This is a genomic window from Litorivita sp. NS0012-18 (genome assembly GCF_040371945.1).
In the GTDB taxonomy this organism is placed as follows: domain Bacteria; phylum Pseudomonadota; class Alphaproteobacteria; order Rhodobacterales; family Rhodobacteraceae; genus Litorivita.
On record NZ_BAABWS010000003.1, the window covers coordinates 43,205 to 61,880 of the forward strand.

The 18,676-nt window shown below is 63.0% G+C and carries 16 protein-coding genes and 1 tRNA gene; 5 read left to right on the top strand and 12 right to left on the bottom strand.

Annotated features, from left to right (window positions below; translation table 11 throughout):
• Entirely contained in the window at positions 1 to 1,593 is a 1,593-nt protein-coding gene (pseG, locus tag ABWV64_RS13235) for a UDP-2,4-diacetamido-2,4,6-trideoxy-beta-L-altropyranose hydrolase (protein ID WP_353346045.1), read from the top strand.
• 12 nt (positions 1,594 to 1,605) lie between these two features.
• Entirely contained in the window at positions 1,606 to 2,655 is a 1,050-nt protein-coding gene (pseI, locus tag ABWV64_RS13240; protein WP_353346047.1) for a pseudaminic acid synthase, read from the top strand.
• A 3-nt stretch (positions 2,656 to 2,658) separates the two neighbouring features.
• Here the strand turns inward: pseI and ABWV64_RS13245 are convergent, their stop codons facing one another.
• From ABWV64_RS13245 to ABWV64_RS13270, 6 genes are all read right to left on the bottom strand, one after another.
• Positions 2,659 to 3,744, bottom strand: a complete 1,086-nt coding sequence (locus ABWV64_RS13245) for a glycosyltransferase family protein (RefSeq protein WP_353346049.1) — start codon at positions 3,742 to 3,744, stop codon at positions 2,659 to 2,661.
• Positions 3,737 to 4,882, bottom strand: coding sequence for a UDP-4-amino-4,6-dideoxy-N-acetyl-beta-L-altrosamine transaminase (pseC, locus tag ABWV64_RS13250; RefSeq protein WP_353346051.1), 1,146 nt, complete (start codon positions 4,880 to 4,882; stop codon positions 3,737 to 3,739). The genes ABWV64_RS13245 and pseC overlap by 8 nt, the downstream gene beginning before the upstream one ends.
• Entirely contained in the window at positions 4,882 to 5,880 is a 999-nt protein-coding gene (pseB, locus tag ABWV64_RS13255; protein ID WP_353346053.1) for a UDP-N-acetylglucosamine 4,6-dehydratase (inverting), read from the bottom strand. Before pseB ends, pseC begins: the two co-directional genes overlap by 1 nt.
• A 119-nt stretch (positions 5,881 to 5,999) precedes the next feature.
• Positions 6,000 to 7,049 (bottom strand): putative sugar O-methyltransferase, encoded by a 1,050-nt coding sequence (locus tag ABWV64_RS13260; protein ID WP_353346055.1) that lies wholly within the window; start codon positions 7,047 to 7,049, stop codon positions 6,000 to 6,002.
• Positions 7,050 to 7,103: 54 nt separating this feature from the next.
• Positions 7,104 to 8,387: a 3-deoxy-D-manno-octulosonic acid transferase gene (locus ABWV64_RS13265; protein ID WP_353346057.1), complete on the bottom strand. Its 1,284-nt coding sequence runs from the start codon at positions 8,385 to 8,387 to the stop codon at positions 7,104 to 7,106.
• Between the two features lie 102 nt (positions 8,388 to 8,489).
• Positions 8,490 to 9,179, bottom strand: a complete 690-nt coding sequence (locus ABWV64_RS13270) for a tyrosine-protein phosphatase (protein WP_353346059.1) — start codon at positions 9,177 to 9,179, stop codon at positions 8,490 to 8,492.
• A gap of 322 nt (positions 9,180 to 9,501) precedes the next feature.
• On the opposite strand from ABWV64_RS13270, the gene ABWV64_RS13275 reads away from it, so the two are divergent.
• From ABWV64_RS13275 to gph, 3 genes are all read left to right on the top strand, one after another.
• Entirely contained in the window at positions 9,502 to 10,455 is a 954-nt protein-coding gene (locus ABWV64_RS13275; RefSeq protein WP_353346061.1) for an NAD-dependent epimerase/dehydratase family protein, read from the top strand.
• Between the two features lie 3 nt (positions 10,456 to 10,458).
• A complete protein-coding gene (locus tag ABWV64_RS13280; RefSeq protein ID WP_353346063.1) occupies positions 10,459 to 11,751 on the top strand; it encodes a flavin-containing monooxygenase in 1,293 nt (430 codons plus the stop codon).
• A 159-nt stretch (positions 11,752 to 11,910) separates the two neighbouring features.
• The gene (gene gph / locus ABWV64_RS13285) at positions 11,911 to 12,567 is read left to right on the top strand and encodes a phosphoglycolate phosphatase (RefSeq protein WP_353346065.1); all 657 of its coding nucleotides are present in this window, start codon (positions 11,911 to 11,913) and stop codon (positions 12,565 to 12,567) included.
• 157 nt (positions 12,568 to 12,724) lie between these two features.
• On the opposite strand, the gene ABWV64_RS13290 is transcribed toward gph, so the two are convergent.
• The 6 genes from ABWV64_RS13290 to ABWV64_RS13315 all read right to left on the bottom strand — a co-directional run bounded on the left by ABWV64_RS13290 (position 12,725) and on the right by ABWV64_RS13315 (position 18,614).
• The gene (locus tag ABWV64_RS13290) at positions 12,725 to 15,616 is read right to left on the bottom strand and encodes an ATP-binding protein (protein ID WP_353346067.1); all 2,892 of its coding nucleotides are present in this window, start codon (positions 15,614 to 15,616) and stop codon (positions 12,725 to 12,727) included.
• Between the two features lie 179 nt (positions 15,617 to 15,795).
• Positions 15,796 to 16,188, bottom strand: coding sequence for a response regulator (locus ABWV64_RS13295; RefSeq protein ID WP_353346069.1), 393 nt, complete (start codon positions 16,186 to 16,188; stop codon positions 15,796 to 15,798).
• Between the two features lie 458 nt (positions 16,189 to 16,646).
• Positions 16,647 to 16,721, bottom strand: a tRNA-Phe gene (locus ABWV64_RS13300).
• 80 nt (positions 16,722 to 16,801) lie between these two features.
• The gene (locus ABWV64_RS13305; protein WP_353346071.1) at positions 16,802 to 16,996 is read right to left on the bottom strand and encodes a DNA gyrase inhibitor YacG; all 195 of its coding nucleotides are present in this window, start codon (positions 16,994 to 16,996) and stop codon (positions 16,802 to 16,804) included.
• On the bottom strand, positions 16,993 to 18,039 hold the full coding sequence (locus tag ABWV64_RS13310; RefSeq protein WP_353346073.1) for a ribonuclease E/G: 1,047 nt from the start codon (positions 18,037 to 18,039) through the stop codon (positions 16,993 to 16,995). Before ABWV64_RS13310 ends, ABWV64_RS13305 begins: the two co-directional genes overlap by 4 nt.
• Positions 18,036 to 18,614: a Maf family protein gene (locus ABWV64_RS13315; RefSeq protein ID WP_353346075.1), complete on the bottom strand. Its 579-nt coding sequence runs from the start codon at positions 18,612 to 18,614 to the stop codon at positions 18,036 to 18,038. The genes ABWV64_RS13310 and ABWV64_RS13315 overlap by 4 nt, the downstream gene beginning before the upstream one ends.
• Positions 18,615 to 18,676: the final 62 nt, after the last annotated feature.

Here is an 18,676-nt window from a genome sequence, read left to right on the forward strand (position 1 = left end):
ATGCGGCTGTTGATCCGCGCAGATGGCGATGGCCGGATCGGCGGCGGGCATATCATGCGCTGCCTGTCCTTGGCTGATGCGGCGCGCGCGGCAGGTCATGAGGTGACCTTTTTGATGATCGACGCGGGCGGCGGCATGGCCGATTGGGTGCGCGCGGCGGAGCATGGTTTGATCTTGATGCCAACCCAAAGCATGCCAGCGCAAAGCGCCGCCGATGCGGGGGGGGGTGGCGGCGCGGCGGGTCCTGATGGCTATGCCGACTGGCTGCGCCAGCCGTGGCAGCAGGACGCCGAACGCAGCGCTCTTGAGGCGTTGCGCGTGCAAGCCGATTGGGTGATTTTGGATCACTACGGGATCGACCGGCGCTGGGTTGCGGCGCTGCGCGCGCGGGTGCCGGAGGTGCGGTTGATGGCGTTTGACGATCTTGACGACCGTGCGCTTGGGGCGGATCTGCTGCTGGACCAGACGCGTTTGGGCGCCGCGCCGCGCCGCCATCGGGCCTTGGCGCGGCTCAGCGGGCCGCATTTCGCGCTATTGCGTCCCGAATTTGCAGCCGCGCGCCCTGCCGCTTTGGCGCGGCGCGGCGGCGAGATCGGGCGTATCCTCATCGCACCGGGGATGATGGACGCGGCAGGGCTTGCGCCGCTGGCGCTGGACGCTGTGGCGCGCTGGAACGTCCGAACGCGCGCGGCGCCGCTTCGGGCCGAGGTGGTGATGGGATCGGCGTCGCAAAGCCGCGAGGCCGTAGAGGCGCGCGCGGCGCAGGAGCGCGATTTTTGCCTGACGCTGGACGCAACCGATATGGCGGCACGCATGGGCGCGGCGGATCTGTGCATCGGCGCGGGGGGCACGACAAGCTGGGAGCGCTGCTGCCTCGGCCTGCCCACCCTGACCATCGCGGTGAGCGACAACCAACGCCCTGGCGTTGCGGCTTTGGCCGAGGCGGGGGCGGCGGTGGCGCTCTCGCTCGAGGACGCGCGCGATCCGGCGCGGCTCGATGCGGCACTGGCCGAGGCGATCAGCCGCTCGGCGACGCTGGCCGAGGCGGCGGCGCAAATCTGCGACGGGGGCGGCGCGGCGCGGGTGGTGGCGGCGCTCGGCGGGGCGCTGCGCCCCTTGAGGGCCGATGATGCCGAGCAGCTTTTCGCATGGCGCAACCAGCCCCATATCCGCGCCGCCAGCCTGAGCGCCGACCCGCTTGAATGGGACAGCCATGCCGCTTGGGTCGCCCGCGCGGCGCAGCGCGAGGACGCGGTGTATTGCATCTATAGCGAAGCGGGCCGCGATCTGGGGCTGGTCTCGGCGGTGCAGCGCGCGCAAGGCGATTGGCATTGGAGCTTTTACATCGGAGCAGCACAGGCGCCAAAGGGCGCGGGCGGGCGGATGCTGGCCGCCTTTTTGCGCCAGATGGCCGCCCGCCGCGATGTGCAGGCGCTCACCGCCGAGGTTTTGCCGCAAAATACCGCCTCGCTACGCTTGCACGAGACCTTGGGATTTACCCCTACCACAGCGGCGCCAGACAGCCGCGCGCTTGCCTTTCGCCTGCCTACATGGGATGTGCGAGACAGGCTGGCGCTGCCCGCCGCCAATTGAGAGGATGTCAGCATGAGCGCAGAATTCCACATTGCCGGACGCCCCATCGGGGCGGGTCATTCGCCCTATATCATCGCCGAATTGTCAGGCAATCATAACGGCGATCTGGCCCGCGCCTTGGCGCTTGTGGATGCCGCCGCCGAAACCGGCGCGGATGCGGTCAAATTGCAAACCTATACCGCCGATACGATCACCATCGACGCCGATAGGCCCGAATTTCGCATCAGCGGCGGGCTTTGGGACGGGCGCAGCCTCTATGAGCTTTACCAAGAGGCCAGCACGCCTTGGGACTGGCACGCGGCGCTGTTCGAACGCGCGGCGAAACACGGGCTGCATTGCTTTTCCTCGCCGTTTGACCATACGGCGGTGGATTTTCTCGAAGGGCTGAACGCGCCCGCCTATAAGATCGCCTCGTTCGAATTGGTCGACACGCCGCTGATCCGCAAGGCCGCGCGCACCGGCAAGCCGCTGATCATGTCGACGGGCATCGCCAATTACGCCGAGATCGAGGAAGCGCTCAAAGCGGCGCGCGAGGGCGGAGTGGCTTGCGTCGCGCTGTTGCATTGCATCTCGGCCTATCCGGCCAAACCCGAAGACATGCGCCTGCAAACCATCGAGGCTCTGGCGGCGGCCTTTGGTGTCACGGTGGGCCTGTCGGATCATACGCTCGGATCGGCGGTGACCGTGGCCAGCATCGCGCGCGGCGCGTCGATCATCGAAAAACACCTGACCTTGGCGCGCTCTGACGGCGGGCCGGATGCGGATTTTTCGCTCGAGCCGCATGAGTTCAAGCAATTGGTCGATGATGCGCGCATGGCCCATGCCGCGATGGGCGCGCCGCGCTATGACCGCGCCGGTGTCGGCGGGGCGAATGCGCAATTCCGCCGCTCGCTTTATGTGGTGGCCGATGTGGCCAAGGGCGCGGCGCTGACGGCTGAAAATATCCGCTCGATCCGTCCTGGTCACGGGCTTGCGCCCAAACATTACGAGCGCGTTTTGGGACGCACCGCCGCGCGCGATCTCAAACGCGGCGAGGCTTTGGCGTGGGATATGCTGGGCTAGAGCCTAGGCGCCCAGAACTTGGCGCTCGATGATCTCGGCGGCGCGGGTCAGGTTGCTGTCGAAGTTGCCGAACCGCGCGCGCACCGCGTCCATCACCGGATTGGGTTTGCCGATCGAGGCAACAAAAGCCTCCAGTCCCGCGAGATCGCCGATCTGCGGCAATTCGGAAAACACGCTGACGTTTTCGGCAAAGACCGCCGCCGGTTTGCCGCAATAGATGCAATCGAGCACCGTGGTCGAGGTGGGAGAGACCATCGCGTCGCATAGATCAATCGCGTCATGGATCGTCGCCTTGGCCAAAGGGCCGGAATAGTAATGCGAAAACATCACGTTGGGGTGTTTGTCGGCCAAGGCTTTGTCGAGCGCGCGGTGGTTTTTGCGCACCTTGCCGCGATGCGAGCGAATGATGATCCCGAGGTCCGGATGACGGGTCAGCATCGCATCCATCAGGTCATAGAAATGCTGGATATGATCGGCGCTATAGCGCCCGCCGCCCCAGCGAAACGATTGGCACACCAGCAGGCGGCGCGGATAGCGCGAGGCCCAATCAGCAAGCTCCGGCCCCCATGTCGCGGGCGGCAGGATGTTTTGTTTGGTGAAGCCGCAGACCTCGATTTTCTCGGGCACATCGGGGGTGAACAGGGCGCGGTTCTCGCCCAAAGGCTCCCAGAACAGCAGCTTTTGCGAATAGTAATTTTGCGGGTGATCGACCAGCGGTCCGTTCACGCCCAGCTGATAGGCGCCGTGCTGCAGGTAAATGCACTGCTGCCCGATCTTGCGAATATAGCTGCCGCGTTGTTTGCGCGTGGTGGTGTCCCAAAAGGGGTCGGCGATGGTCAAAACCGCACCGGCGCGGCGAATGTCGCGTTGATAGAGCAACTTCATGCGCAGTTTCGAGGCGGGCTGCGGCATGAAGCCATGGGCCTTGAAGGCCTCGGTGAGCCGCCGTTCCTTGCGCAGCAGTTTCGAATAGACCAAGGCTTTGACCTTGAGCCGCCCGCGCGCATGCACCCGCGCTAGCACCGGATAGGTGCTTTCGACATCCGGCATCCCGTTGAGATAGGCCAGAAGGGTCGGGGTCTCAGCCATCAAGCGCAGCCTTCAAAACCGCTTTCACCTCGTCCTGATCGGCCTCGGTCAAACCGGCATAAAGCGGAATGCTGATGGCGCGGTCGTAATAGCCTTCGGCATTGGGAAAATCGCCGCGTTTGAAGCCGAGATCGCGATAATACGGCTGCGTATGGACGGGGATATAATGCACGTTGACCCCGATGCCGCCCGCGCGCAGACGGGCAAAGACATCGGCGCGGCTTTCGACTTGGATCGGGTAGAGGTGATAGGCCGAATAGCTGTCGGTGCTTTGCGCGGGCAAGGTGATGGGCAGCGCCGCCAATATGTCGTCATAGCGCGCGGCCAGCGCATTGCGGCGGGCGACAAAGGCGCCCAAGCGGTCCATCTGGCTGACGCCCAAAGCCGCCTGCATTTCGGTCATGCGGTAGTTGTAGCCAAGCGCGACCTGCTCGTAATGCCATCCGCCTTGGCCCTGCGCGCAGGTCATCAAATCGGGCGAACGGGTGACGCCATGCGAGCGGAATAAATCCATCTTCTGCGCCAATGCCGCGTCTTGCGTTGTGGCCAATCCGCCCTCGGCGGTGGTGATGATTTTCACCGGATGGAAGCTGAACACGCAAATGTCGCTATGGGCGCAATTGCCCACGGGCGCGCCTTGGTAGCTTGCGCCAATCGCGTGGGAGGCATCTTCGATCACCTTGACTCCATAGCGTTTTGCCAATGCGCCGATCGCCGCCATGTCACAGCTTTGCCCCGCGAAATGCACCGGAATGATCACCTTCGGCAAGGTGCCGGAGGCCTCGGCCTCGGCCAGCTTTTGCGCCAAAGCCTCGGGGCACATGAGGTAGGTGTCAGGCGTGATATCGACAAAATCCACGCGCGCCCCGCAATACAGCCCGACATTGGCCGAGGCGACAAAGGTATTGGGCACGGTCCACAGCCGGTCGCCCGCGCCCAGCCCCAGCGCAAGACAGGCGATATGCAGCGCCGAGGTCGCCGAATTCACCGCAACCGCATGGGCCGCGCCGCAATGGGCGGCGATTGCCGCTTCGAACCGCGGAACCGCAGGCCCTTGGGTCAGGAAATCAGAGCGCAGCACCGCCACAACGGCGGCGATATCCTCGTCAGAAATATCCTGCCGACCGTATGGGATCATCAGAATTTACCGATCTTTTCGCGGTTGGCATTGACCCAAGCGGTCAATTCTTCGGGCTTCATCCACTCGGCGTTATTGTCCGACGCATAGGTGAAATCTTCGGGCACTTTCTTGCCGTCCTTGATCCGAACGGGGTCTTTCGACCAGTTGTGGATCGCGGGGATGATCTTGAAATGATCGGCGTATTCATAGGTATGCGGCGCGTCCTCGGCGCCGATCATCTGCTCGTGCAGCTTCTCGCCAGGGCGAATGCCGATGACCTTTTGCGCCGCGCCCGGTTTGACCGCCTCGGCGATGTCGGTGATGACCATCGAGGGGATTTTGCGCACGTAAATCTCGCCGCCGACCATATCGTCGAAGGCATGCCAGACCAGTTCCACGCCTTGTTCGAGCGTGATCATGAAACGGGTCATGCGCGGATCGGTGATCGGCACTTCGGTGCCATCCGGCAAGGTCAGGAAAAACGGAATGACCGAGCCGCGCGAGCCCATGACATTGCCGTAGCGCACCACCGAAAACCGGCATTTATCCGCGCCCGAATAGCTGTTGCCGGAGACGAACAATTTATCCGAGGCCAGTTTGGTCGCGCCGTAGAGGTTAACGGGGCTGGAGGCCTTGTCGGTCGAGAGCGCGACACAGCGTTTCACGCCTTTGTCGATACAGGCGTCAATCACGTTCATCGCGCCGTTGATGTTGGTTTTGACGCATTCAAACGGGTTATATTCCGCCGTCGGCACGATCTTGGTCGCTGCCGCATGCACCACATAATCCACCCCGTCCAGCGCGCGGTAAAGCCGCTCGCGGTCGCGCACATCGCCGATGAAAAACCGGATGCGCGGGTCGTCGCCGTAGGTCTTGGCCATTTCCCATTGCTTCATCTCGTCGCGCGAATAGATGATGATGCGGCGCGGGTTATATTTTTCGAGCGTCATCGGCACGAAACGCGAGCCGAACGAGCCTGTCCCGCCCGTGAGAAGAATTGTTGATCCGGTCAGCACTGGCCTGCCCCTATATTGCGAAGTGTCTGTCGGCGCGCAGATGCCCCGCGCGCGTGGTTGGCATGGTTTTACGCGCGCCTGCCGTGGTTGTAAATCATCGCCCGTGCCCGCAGGCACCGTCAGGCGCCGCGCCGCCCAAGCACGAGAACCTGCGAGACATAGCTGCCGCTGTCATTCATCTCGCCGTAAACGAAGGCATCGGCGGCAAGCGTGTCAAATCCTTGAAACTCTTGGGCAATAAATTTGGTCGTGACCTGTTCAAACACGCCGATATCGCCCGCCTTTTGCGCGATTTTCTTGCCCACGGCGGTGTTGCGCGTGATCACATGCCCCGCCGTCAGCGGCGCGACAAGCGAGATGTAGTTGGCCACCACATCCGGCTCCATCTCCTGAAACGACATGAAATTTGCGAAAAGATCGAACTGGCCTTTGAGTTTCGGCAATTGCCACGGGCAGAGCACCACCGCCTTGTAGCGCCCTTTGAGGGCCTCAAGGTCGATCTGTGCCATCTCGCGGCTGTCCGTGTAGCATAGCACCTGATCGGCGCCGAAAACCTGCTGCAAATAGTAGGTCGAAACCGCCGCCACAGGCGGAATATCGACGTTGACATAGAGGCTGCCTTCGGGCTGCGCCTTGAGCAATATCTCGCCCAATGTCCCGTATCCGCCGCCGATTTCCAGAACCGAGCGGATGCCCGAGGTGTCCACCGTCTTTTTCAACAGGTTGAGCGCGCGCATGTAGTTGAGCATCGAGCGGCTGTAGCTCTTGCCGTCGAATTCGAACCGCTCGCCGCCGCCCGCATTGCTTTCGCTGACGCTGTCGATGTCCAATCCGCCCGCCACCGAGGTGGCGCGCAATATCCGGTAGTCAAGCCGCGCGCGGTCCGAACGTGTCAATCGCACCATCGCCTTGGCGCGTTTGCGCGGGCGCATCCGGTCCACCAAGGGCAACAGGTATTTGCCATATTTGCGCAGGGTGTTGGAGGCATAGACCGGCACATAGAAAAACGCCGCCGACGGATGGGTGCGGAAATTTTCCAACCCCTCGGCCTCGATATCCTTGACGATTGCCTCAAGGCCGCTGTTCCAGAAATTCGTCGGCTTATAAAGGTCGGGCGCGGCCTCCATATCGGCTAGCATATGGCGCAATCCGCCGTCTTCTCCGCTCATGGCTTACCCCGCCCTTTATTCATTGAGGTCATATTCAGAACTTTGCCCGCGCGGTCAAGCATCGGGCAGCGCGCCAAGCACCGCGCCAAGGCAGGCATCGGTCGCGGGCGTGCCGGCGCCAAGCACCTCTTGGGCGGCGCGGGTTTGGCGCGCGCGCGCCTGTGCGCCCTCCAGCGCCGAGAGCGCGGCGGCGATCTGCGGGCTGCTGTGCGCTTGGAGCGTCCCGCCCGCCGCCGTCAGGCGCGCGTAGATTTCGGCGAAGTTGCCCACATGCGGCCCCGTGAGGATCGCCGCGCCGAGGCGCAGCGGCTCATAGGGGTTATGCCCGCCGATTTGCGCTAGCGATCCGCCGATAAAGGCGCGCGGCGCAAGACGATACCACAGGCCCATTTCCCCCAAAGTATCCGCCAGATAGACCTGCGTTTGCGCATCCGGCCCCGCGCCCGTGCTGCGCCTTGCGTATCGCAGGCCCTGCGCGCTCAAAATCGCCGCCACAGCATCGCCGCGTTCGGGGTGGCGCGGGGCAAGGATCATCAAACAATCGGGGGTCTGTTCGAGAACCCTCAGGTGGGCCGCGCAAAGCACCTCTTCCTCGCCCTCGTGGGTCGAGGCGGCGAGCCAGACGGGCCGCGCGCCAATCGCCATCTGTAGCGCCGCCAGCGCCTGCGCATCGGCCTCGGGCGGCGGGAGTTCCTCCTTGAGCGATCCGGTGACGGTCAGCCTTGGCGCCTCGACCCCGACCGCGCGCATCGCCTCGGCGGTGGCGCGCTCTTGGACGTAGATATGCCGGAAAGGCGAGAGCAGCGCCGCCGCCGTGCGCGGCAATTTGCGCCAATGGCGCGCGGTTTTGGCCGAGACACGCGCATTGATCAACAGCGCAGGAATATGGCGCGCCTCGATTTCGTGCAAAAGCCGCGGCCACAGCTCGCTTTCGGTGAAAACCGCCACATCAGGGTGCCAGTGATCCAAAAAGGCGCGCGTTGCGGCGGGCGTGTCGATGGGGGCATATTGATGGGCCGCGCGCGGCGGCAAATCGCGCGCCAAAAGCGCCGCAGAGCTGCGCGTCGTGGTGGTCACCAAGACCGCGATATCCGGCGCCGACGCGATCAGGCGGCGGATCAGTTCAAGCACCGATTGGCTCTCGCCGACGCTGGCCGCATGAATCCACACCAGCCGCCCCGCAGGGCGCGCCGCGCTGGCCGTGCCATAGCGCTCGCCGATCCGCGCCGCCTCTTCCTTGCCGCGCGCGATCCGGCGCCGGTGCGCCATCCGGTAGGCCCCGCCCGCGATCCGCGACAGGCCCAGATAGAGGCGCAAAAGAGGGGTGAGAGGCGTCATGTCGTCCGGCATATTTGGGATGCAGGCGCGCCGAGGCGGGCCACCTGCCTAAGGCTTTGGCCTAAGCCGCGCGGCGCGGCCCGTCAAGCGCCGCGCCCGCGCTCAGGACAGCTTCCAAAGCGGTTTGAACCCCGCTTTTACCGCCGCTTGGTCATAGTGATCGGCGAACCAGTCACGGATGGGGATCGGGCCAAGGCGGGCCATATCGGCCTCGTAACAATCAAGAATATGGTCCAAAATGCCGGTTTTCGTCGATTTGAGGTGCAAGAAGCGAAAGCTCAATTGCTTGCGCGCCACGTCGAGCGGCGCGCCCTCCACATGCAGCAAATAAAGCGCCGCCACCAATCCGGCGCGATCCGCCCCCGATTTACAATGAAAGACAAACGGTTTCTCGAGCCGGTCGAGCGTGTCGATGACCTCTAGGTAATTCTCTTTGGGCAAGGCCGCGCGGGCCGCCAAGGCGATGCTGACCAAGGTGATGCCAAAGCGCGCGCAGGCCTCTTCTTCGAGCAGGTAATGGCTGACCTTCGGGGTGCCGCGCAGGTTCAAAATTGTCTTGATCCCCATGGCGGCATATTTCTCGATCCGCGCCGGCGAGGGTTGGTTCGAGCGCCAGACATCCGGCGCGATCTCTTCGAGATTGGTCCATGCCCCGCGCAAAAACGCGTGATCAAACAGGTGGAAATGCCACATCGCCGCGCGGCGGTTTTCCGGCGTCGAGATGTCATTGCCAAAGCTACCGCGCCGCCCGCGTTCGAGGTCTTTGAAGGCGGCGGCAAGTTTCTTGAACATGGGCGTGGGTCCGGCGTTGTTGGCAACTGCCGAGGGATAGTCATTCGCGCGCTCTATTGCAAGCATGCGGCGGCGCTGGCCTGCGGGGGCGGGGACGGGCGCGAAGAGGGTGCGGCCGCGCGCGCCGCCCGCATCCCGCCGCCCGCGCCGTCGAAGCTGCGCGATCCAGCTATCGGTATGCTTGGCCCGCGCGGCCAAGCCTGCAGGCAATGCTGGTAATTTCTTTTTATATCGTCTTATCTTTGGCGCGAGGGCAGCGGATCTGCGTCGCGCTTTGAGGGTTGGGTATGGCGCTCCGGCAGGGCGGCAAGGGGGGAAAGCAATGAAAGTCTTGATCACAGGGGCGGCAGGTTTCTTGGGTCGCCGTCTGACGCGAGAGCTGATCGCGCGCGGATCGCTCACCGATAGCGCGGGAAAATTGCGCCAGATCACCCAGATCATATTGGCCGATCTGGCCGACATCGCGCCCCCGCCGAGCGGCGATCTCCCGATCGAGGTGATGCAAGGCGATCTGGCCGATCCGGCCTATCTCGCCCGCCTTGGCGGTTTTGACAGCCTGCTCCACCTTGCCTCGCAACTGACGTTGCAATCGGAGCAAGACCCCGACCACGGTTTCGCGGTCAACAGCGGCGCAATGCACCGGTTGATCATGACCGCGCAGGGGCGGCCCAAGCTGGTCTTTGCCTCCTCCATCGCGATCTTTGGCGCGGGGCTGCCCGAGGTCGTGGACGACCATGTCGAGCCGGTGCCATTGACCAGCTATGGCACCCATAAGGCCCTCAATGAATTGATAATTTCCGACTACTCGCGCCATGGCCGGATTGACGGGCGTGCCCTGCGTTTGCCGATTGTGGTGACCCGTCCGGGGGCGGCGCAACCGGCCGTGTCGGACCGCGTGGCGGCCTTGTTGCGCGAGCCGCTGGAGGGGCGCGATATCGCCGCGCCTTTTGCCCCCGAAACGCTGTTGCCTCTGGCCTCGGCGGGGGCGGTGGTGCGGGCGCTCATCGCCCTGCACGAACAGCCCGCCGAAGCCTTGCCGCCCAAACGCGCGCTCAACCTTCCGGCGCTCAGCGTGAGGGTGCAAGACCTCGGCCGCGCCCTCGCGCGCGCAGGGGCCAAAGGCGCGCTCAGCTATGCGCCCGAGCCGCAATTGCAAGCCATCGTGGACGGCTGGCCGCAGCGGTTCACCTCGCGCCATGCCGCCCGAATGGGCCTTGCGCCTGATGCGAGTATCGAGGCGATTATTGAAGATTATCAAATGAATAGAGCAGGTTGACAGATGGCGGATATTTGCATCATCGGCGCCGGATCATCGGGCGTCACCGTGGCCAAATCCTTGGCCGCAGAGGGGCTGGCCTTCGACATTTTCGAGAAGGGGTCGGACATCGGCGGCATGTGGCGATACGAGAATGATAACGGGCAAAGCTCCTGCTATGCCTCGCTGCATATTGACACCTCGCGGCCCAATCTGGGCTATAGCGATTTTCCGATCCCGCAGGACATGCCGGATTTTCTCAGCCACGCGCAATTCTTGCACTATCTGGAGCGCTATGCCGAGGCCTTTGGCATCCGCGAAAGGGTCACATTCAACACCGAAATCGAAAGCGTCACGCCCCAAGAGGACGGCGGTTTCAGCGTTAAAATAAAGGGCGGTGAGGCGCGCTCCTATGCCCATGTGATCGTCGCCAACGGCCATCTGTCGGATCCGCGTATGCCGCAGTTCGAGGGGCAGTTTGACGGGGCGCAAATCCACTCGCATCACTACCGCACAGCGGACCCCTATCAGGACGCGCGGGTGCTGGTGGTGGGGCTTGGCAATTCGGCGGTCGATATCGCCGTGGATATCGCGCGGCGGGCCGAACATGTGACCCTCTCCACACGGCGCAGCGCATGGGTCATGCCGAAATATCTCTTTGGCATTCCGATTGATCAAGTATCCGGTTTTATTGGCAAAAAACTGCGTCTTCCGACGCCGGTGACCCGCCGTATCATGGCCCGTCTGATCCGGCTCGGGGTGGGGGACCAGCGCCGGTTCGGATTGCCGCGTCCGGCTCATCCGATGTGGCGCGAACATGCGACGTTGAGCCAAGAATTGCTGCCCTATATCGGCCATGGCTATATCAGCATCAAACCCGATGTAGCGCGGCTGACGGGGGGCGGGGCGGTCTTTGCCGATGGCTCCGAAGAGGTGTTTGATGCGGTGATTTATGCCACCGGATACAACATCCGCTTTCCCTTTCTGGGCCCCGCGCATTTCGATCCGGAGCGGCAGGCAGGATCGCTTTACCGGCGGATGATATCTCTTGATTATCAAGGGCTTATCTTTGCCGGTCTGGTGCAGCCTGTCGGCCCGACGATCCCCTTGGTGGAAAAGCAGGGCGCGTGGATTGCCGCCCATCTTGCGGGCAAGATGACCCTGCCGGATGCGCCGGCCCGCGCCGCCGAGGTGGCCGCCCATCGCGCGGCGCAAGAGAAGACCTATCTGGGTTCGGCGCGCTATGTTCTGGAGGTCGATTTCAAGACCTATGCGGCGCAAATGGCGGGCGATCTGGCGCGCGGCGTGGCGGGGTAGGCGGGCGGCAAAAACCCGCCAAATCGGGCGTCGGTATCACGTCGGTATTTTGTCGGTATTGCGTCGGTGCGATTTTTCGCGCCGTTGGGGCGGGTCTATTGGCCTTGCGCCGAGGCGGGGGCGGCCTAATCTGCGCGCATCAAAGAAGGACGCGCAGCCATGGCACATATCGTTTTCGACCTCGACGGGACGCTGATCGACAGCGCGCCGGATATCCACGCCGCCGCCAATGCGGTTTTGGCCGAGGCCGGCGCTGCGCCGCTCAGCCTTGCCGACACACGCCGCTTTATCGGCAATGGCGCGCCGGTTTTCGTCGCCCGTATGCGCGCCGCGCGCGGCCTGCCCGAAGAGGCGCAAGCGCGGCTCTACGCGGCCTTTGCCGCGCGCTATGCTGAGGCGGTGGAATTGACCAAACCATACGCTAGCGTATTGGTCGCGCTTGACGCCCTCGCGGCGCAGGGGCACCGGATGGGCATTTGCACCAACAAACCAATCGTCCCTACCCGCGCGGTGATGAATCATCTAGGGCTGACGCAGCATTTCGCGGCGATCATCGGCGGCGACAGCTTGCCGGTGCATAAACCCGACCCCGCGCCGCTGCAGGCCTGTTTCCAAGCGCTGGCAGGAGGTGCGGACGCGCCGCAACTCTATGTCGGAGACAGCGAGGTCGACGCCGAGTGCGCGCAGCGCGCGGGGCTGCGGTTTTTGCTTTATACCCAAGGCTATCGCAAGAGCGAGGTGGCGCAGATCGCCCATCACGCCGCATTTGACGATTTCGCCGCGCTGCCCGACCTTGTGACGCAAATCTTAGGGTAAGCCTTAGGGTGAGCCGTGTGGGTCAGCGCGGCGCAAAGCGTGGCGGGCATCTTGTCGGGTGGTGAATGCATACGCTGGCGTATGGCGTCGGGCATCGCGCGTTAGATACGCATGCGTATGTTTCGCAGCGGCGCGGATCACTCCCGCGCCCGATCCGCTACTGCGGCGAAAAAACCCTGCGCAGCGCAGCGCCGAGCGCATCGCGCGTCACAGGCTTGCTCAGCCGGATGTCCTCGGCGCGCAACCCGTTGCCGTGCACCTGCGCCTCATTGGCATAGCCGGACATGAAAATCACCGGCATATCGGGGCGCAGATCGCGGACCGCGCGCGCCAGATGGGTGCCCATCAAGGCCCCTGGCATGACGATATCGGTGAGCAGTAAATCCACGCTTGGCGTTTCCAAGAATATCTCCAGCGCCTCGTCGCCGCTCGCGGCGCAAACAACCGTGCAGCCCAAGCGTTCGAGCGTCAGTTTGATGATCTTCGCCACTTCCGGTTCATCCTCGGCGAGCAAGATATGCAACCCGTCGAATTGCGCCTTGGGAGCAGGGGGGCGTTTGACCTCCTGCGCGGCGGCGTCCTGCGCGATGGCCTTGAAATAGATTTTGAAGGTCGTCCCGATCCCCGCTTCGGAATAGACATGCACCGAGCCGCCCGATTGTTTGATAAACCCTTGGATCATCGACAGGCCGAGCCCCGACCCCGCGCCCGCCACTTTGGTGGTGAAGAAGGGTTCGAAGACGCGGTGGATGATCTCTTTTGGGATGCCATGGCCGGTGTCGCTGACGCAAAGCACCACATAGGTGCCCTTGGTCAAGATCTCGCGGCTGTCTTCGAGCATATCCTCGCTGACCACCACATTGGCGGTCTCGATGGTCAGCTTGCCGCCGCCCTGCATGGCGTCGCGCGCGTTGAGCACGAGATTCAAAAGCAGGCTTTCCGCACCGGCGTTATCGACCTCGATCTGCCACAGATCGGGCGCCAAGGCGGTGTTGACTTCGATATTCTCCGGCAAGGTGCGCCCCAGCCAGCTTTGGGTTTCGGTGATCGCCTTGTTGAGATCGAATGTCGTCGGTTCGAGCCGCGCGCGGCGGGCAAAGCTGAGCATGCTTTTGGTCAATTCGGCGCCGCGCATGGTCGCGCCGATGGCGGCGTCGATAAACCCCATTTGAGGGGCGGGCAAATCGCCGTCCTTGAGAAGCTCCAGATTGCCCAATATCACCGCGAGCAGATTGTTGAAATCATGGGCCACGCCGCCGGTCAGCTGCCCGACCGCTTCGAGCCGCTGCGAGCGCACAAGCGCCTCTTGGGCGGCATGTTTGTCGGAGACGTCGATCAAGATGCCCTCAAGCTCGATCTCGCCCTGCTCGTTCGGCACCGGCCTGCCGCGTTCCAAAAGCCAGACCGGATCGGCGCCTTCGGAGCGTTTGACCGGATATTCGAATTCATATCCGGTGCCATCCTCGATCGCCTTGGCGACGGCGGCATTCATCCGCTCGATATCGGCGGGGGCGAGCACCTCGTGATAGTCGAAGCCGCTGGCGAATGGGTCGCGGGCGGCCTCAGGCCCCAAGAACAGCCCGTCAAACCCCGCGCTTTTGTAGATCGGCGTCCAGTTGTCGTCGTTCTTCACGCGGTAGATCGCGCCGGGGATATTGTCCATCAGGTTGGACAATTGCTCTTTGCTGCGCGCCAGATCGGCTTTGCGGGCCTCTTGTTCGGTGATGTCGAGCAAGACGCCCGAGGTCGCGATAAACCGCCCCTCGATATCGAACACCGGCTCGCAACGCTCGTGCAGAACGCGGGTCGAGCCGTCGTCCAAGATCACCCGATTGACGATCTCATATCCGGTTTCATTGCGCGAGGCGGTTTCGATCACCCGTCTGTAGCCTTCGCGATCCTCGGGATGGATATATCCGAGGTCCTTTTCGAACACCGGCCGCCATCCGGTGGCGGCTGTGCCTTCCTTGACCTTGCGCGCATGGGTGCGCGCCATCAACTCTTCGGGGGTGGTGCGATAGATCGCGGCCAGTTCGGGCGAGCAATAGGTGATCCGCCCCTCGATCTCGTCCCAGATCCATGTGCCCAGATGCGCAAGCCGCGCCGCGTTGCGGTATTTTTTCTCGCTCGACCTCAGGTCAATCTCGCTTTGAACGCGGGCAGTGACATCGCGCGAAAGCCCCCAATAGCCTTCGAACACCCCGTCATCGTCATAGACCGGCCGCGCCGAAAGCTCGCCATAGAGCACATTGCCCTGTGGGTCTTGGGTGGCGACGATAAGTTCAATAAGGTCGCGGCGATTTTCGAAAATCTCTTTGACCGCGCTCCACTCCACCGCCGTCGGGGTCAGATTGGGCACGTCCCAAATTTTTTTGCCAATCACCGCACGGGTCTCGCGGGCCTGCGGCGTTTTGACCCCCGTGAAGGTCACGATATCGAAATGCGCATCGAGCTCCCAATACCAATCGGCGGCAAGCTCGGTATAAAACTGGTAGCGCCGCCGCTGGCGGTGGGCTTGGGATTCTGCATCAACGCGCACGCGGTTCTCGAAGGTCAGCGACACAAGGCTCGCGATCGAGATTGCAAATTCTCTTTCCGCTTCGCTCCACTTGCGCTTGGGGCCGACATGCTCGACGCATAGAATGCCGGTGAATGCCCCGAAATTATGGATCGGACAATCCAAGAGCGAGGTGATGCCATTGGCGGGCAGATAGTCTTGGGCAAGCTCGGCGCAGCACGGATCGCTCATGGCATCGTCAACCACCAGCACATAATCGTTTTGAATGGCTTCGATATAGCTGCGCGCCTGCTCCAGCCCAAGCTCCGCACCTGGTTCGATCCGCCCGTCACCGGCGCTCCACATCGCAAGGGCGGTCAGGGTGCTTTTCTCCCCGTCCCATTCCCAAATGCCGACCCGTTCGGCCTCCACCGCTGCCGAGAGCGTCTGGCAAAAATATTCCAAAGCACCGTCGAACGTTAAATTCGAAAAGTGGCGTTTGTTAATCAATTCGCGAAGAATGGATTGGAATTTTTCTGCTTTGGACGTCAATGGGCCCCCGTGGTGCCAAAATGTCTTGTCACGTCAGGCTAGCCGTTGATGGCTCTCATGTCTTCTAAAATGCGTATATATGCGCGCTGCGTCCGGCGCCCTTTGCCCAGATTGCATTGGGCCGAACCCACCGTGACGGCGCCCCGATACAGGCGCGGCCCGAGGGTTTCGCGCCTGTGTTAATTCGAAAGCTGCAGGGCGTTTGCTTCTTCGCGCAAAATCTTGCGGAACGTGTCGAGGGGGACCGGCTTGTAAATGCTGCGCCCGACGGTGATGCTGCGCGCTTCGGCGATGAGCTTGGCCGCAATAAGGGCGGTTTCCATCGCGCCGGTCATAAAGCGCACCCGCAGCGGGAGGTCGATATCCGCAAGGCCCTCGATGGCTTCGATCCCGTCGACGTCGGGCATATTCATATCGACAAGCAATAATGCAGGCCCGTCCGCGACCTGTAGCTGCTCGATCAACACGCGCCCGTTCGCGCAAAGTTCAACGCACCATCCTTCCGCCTCGGCAACCGACGCAAGATATTTTGCGAACTCGAGGTTGTCGTCGGCGATATAAAGCTTTTGCATAAACTCAACGGCTAGGCCGCCGCCCCAAATTAACAAGTTGGTCCATAATAAGCAGCTTGAGTGAAATGTCCATAATACAACCTCTCCGAGAGGAGCCCAAAGGGCGGAAAATACGCCGCCTCACGAAGACGTGAGCGGCTAAAGGGACCGGCGTCGCAGATAAATTTCATGCGCATAGACGCGATCCAAGCCGCATAGAGTTCCGCGCAAAATGCCTGACCGCTTGGCAAACGGGCCTCGCAGGGCCAGCCCGAGCCGTCGGAAGCAGCCGCATGATCGCGCTGACACTGGCAAGCGGGGCCTTGCCCAAACACCTCGAGAGCCGCGCGATGGCGGGCCAAAGCACTCGGAGCAGGCAAGAGGCACCGCCGCCCGCCGACCATCAAAAACGGGGCGCAATACGCCATGACCCAAACGCCAGAGCATCCGGAGCGATTAGCAATTCATATGTGCAAAAATGGTGCCCAGGGGCGGAATCGAACCACCGACACGAGGATTTTCAATCCACTGCTCTACCCCTGAGCTACCCGGGCACCGGAGAACGCGATTGCGTTCGGGTGCGAGCGTTCTAGGGGAGGGTTGATGCGCTGTCCAGAGGCTTTTGACAAAAAAATCAGTGCGGTTTGCGCGTGGCCTTTTCGATCTCGGCCTCCAGCGCCTCGGCGGCCGCTTCGATGTCTTCGGGGTCGCGCGAGGGGACCGCATAGCTGCCGTTGAACCAGCGCGACAGGTCGATATCGGCGCAGCGCCGCGAGCAAAACGGGCGAAAGGCCGGATCGGTTTTTTCGTCGCAGATCGGGCAGCTCATTGCGCGCCCCCTCCTGCCACCTCGGCCAACAGATCGGCCAAGGGCAGGCGGGCGCGTTTGCGTTGCAATTCGTAGTTGCCCAGCGGCGTGAATCCCGCCATCACCGTGTCGATCCCGTCCTCGCGCAGCGCCTTGCGCAGGGCGCTTTCAAAGGCGGGGCGGTCTTTTTTCGGCATCGGCGCCAGATCAAGGATCACCTGACCGCCCAGCCCGCGCAGGCGCAATTGGCGCGGCACATCGCGGGCGGCGGCGATATTGGCCTTGGTCCCTGCGGCCAAAGAGGTATCGGCGCCGGTGTTCACATCAATGGCGACAAAGGCGCGGGTCGGCTCGACATAAAGCGAGGCTCCGCCCGCAAGACGCGCATAGCTGTCGGCCAATGCGTCAATCGCGTCCAACACGCCATGGGCCTCGAAACTGCCCTCGAAGGTCTCGACCTGCGCCTCTTCGGTCCAGTCGCGCCATGCCACCGCATGCGGGCCGTCCCCTTCGGTCAGCGCCTCCGCGCCGCCCTCGGCGTCGCCCATCACCGCCACGGCCAGATCATACATCGCGGCGATGTCCTCGGCGATCTCGCCCGCCTCGGCCCCCTCGCAGGAGGAGCGCAAGATCAAGCCCATATCGGCCCCCGCCATCACCTCATGGGCGATGCCGAGCAGCAGATCGCGGCTGTCCTCGTCGCGGATCTTGCGCGAGATATTCAGCCCCGGCGCATCGGGGGTGACAATCGCATAGCGGCTTTTGAACAGCACCCGTTCGGTCACGGGGATCGCTTTGCCCTCTTCGGCATATCCGGTGACTTGCACCAAAAGCGGCTGCCCCGGACGCAATCCCTTGATCTGGCGCAAAAAGGCTGTGCCGTCAGGGGTTTGCATGAACATCCCGCCTTGGCCTTTGACGGGGCGGTCGGCGATGGCGCGGTAAATCGCACCGGGGCGGGGGGCATCGGCGTCGATCAACAGGTCGATCAAACGCCCGTCCTCCATCAAGGCCGCCGCCTCGCGGCCCTGATAATGGTCCAGCACGATCATCCGGCCTTTCATAGGCGCTCCTTCCACATCGGGTAGCCCGCCGCTGTCAGCAGCGTGGCGGTTTCGGCAAGCGGCAATCCGACCACGGCGGTGAACGAGCCGTTGATCCACGGGATCAAAGCGCCCGCGGGCCCTTGGATGCCATATCCGCCCGCCTTGCCTTGCCAATCATTGCTGGCCAGATAGGCGTTCAATTCGACATCCGACAGGCGCTTCATCTGCACCGTGGTCACAACGTCGCGTTCCCAGATTTTATCGCCGCGCCGCACCGCCACGGCGGTGATCACGCGGTGACGCCGCCCCGACAGGGCCAGCAAAAACTCCGCCGCCTCGCCCGCATCGGCCGGTTTGCCAAGAATACGCCGCCCCAATGCCACGGTGGTATCGGCCGACAGGACAATATCGCCCGCATCCGCCGCAACGGCCAATGCCTTCTCGCGCGCCATACGCGCGCAATAGGGGCGCGGCAATTCGCGCGCGGCGGGGGTCTCGTCAATGTCGGGGGGGCGGATGTCGTCGGCCACAACGCCGATCTGCGCGAGCAATTCGCGCCTGCGCGGGCTGCCGGAACCGAGGATAAGTTTCATGTGCGCACCTGTGGGCCAAGGCCTGCATCGCGGGCGGCGCGCCACGTCAGTGCGCACATGGG

Bases quoted from the DNA above. Each gene is read 5' to 3' on its own strand.
- ABWV64_RS13245 (WP_353346049.1), bottom strand. From the start codon at position 3,744: ATGGCTGAGACCCCGACCCTTCTGGCCTATCTCAACGGGATGCCGGAT.
- pseI (WP_353346047.1), top strand. From the start codon at position 1,606: ATGAGCGCAGAATTCCACATTGCCGGACGCCCCATCGGGGCGGGTCAT.
- pseG (WP_353346045.1), top strand. From the start codon at position 1: ATGCGGCTGTTGATCCGCGCAGATGGCGATGGCCGGATCGGCGGCGGG.
- ABWV64_RS13305 (WP_353346071.1), bottom strand. From the start codon at position 16,996: ATGAGCTGCCCGATCTGCGACGAAAAAACCGATCCGGCCTTTCGCCCG.
- ABWV64_RS13280 (WP_353346063.1), top strand. From the start codon at position 10,459: ATGGCGGATATTTGCATCATCGGCGCCGGATCATCGGGCGTCACCGTG.
- ABWV64_RS13270 (WP_353346059.1), bottom strand. From the start codon at position 9,179: ATGTTCAAGAAACTTGCCGCCGCCTTCAAAGACCTCGAACGCGGGCGG.
- ABWV64_RS13315 (WP_353346075.1), bottom strand. From the start codon at position 18,614: ATGAAACTTATCCTCGGTTCCGGCAGCCCGCGCAGGCGCGAATTGCTC.
- pseC (WP_353346051.1), bottom strand. From the start codon at position 4,882: ATGATCCCATACGGTCGGCAGGATATTTCTGACGAGGATATCGCCGCC.
- ABWV64_RS13275 (WP_353346061.1), top strand. From the start codon at position 9,502: ATGAAAGTCTTGATCACAGGGGCGGCAGGTTTCTTGGGTCGCCGTCTG.
- ABWV64_RS13295 (WP_353346069.1), bottom strand. From the start codon at position 16,188: ATGCAAAAGCTTTATATCGCCGACGACAACCTCGAGTTCGCAAAATAT.
- ABWV64_RS13310 (WP_353346073.1), bottom strand. From the start codon at position 18,039: ATGAAAGGCCGGATGATCGTGCTGGACCATTATCAGGGCCGCGAGGCG.
- ABWV64_RS13265 (WP_353346057.1), bottom strand. From the start codon at position 8,387: ATGACGCCTCTCACCCCTCTTTTGCGCCTCTATCTGGGCCTGTCGCGG.
- gph (WP_353346065.1), top strand. From the start codon at position 11,911: ATGGCACATATCGTTTTCGACCTCGACGGGACGCTGATCGACAGCGCG.
- ABWV64_RS13260 (WP_353346055.1), bottom strand. From the start codon at position 7,049: ATGAGCGGAGAAGACGGCGGATTGCGCCATATGCTAGCCGATATGGAG.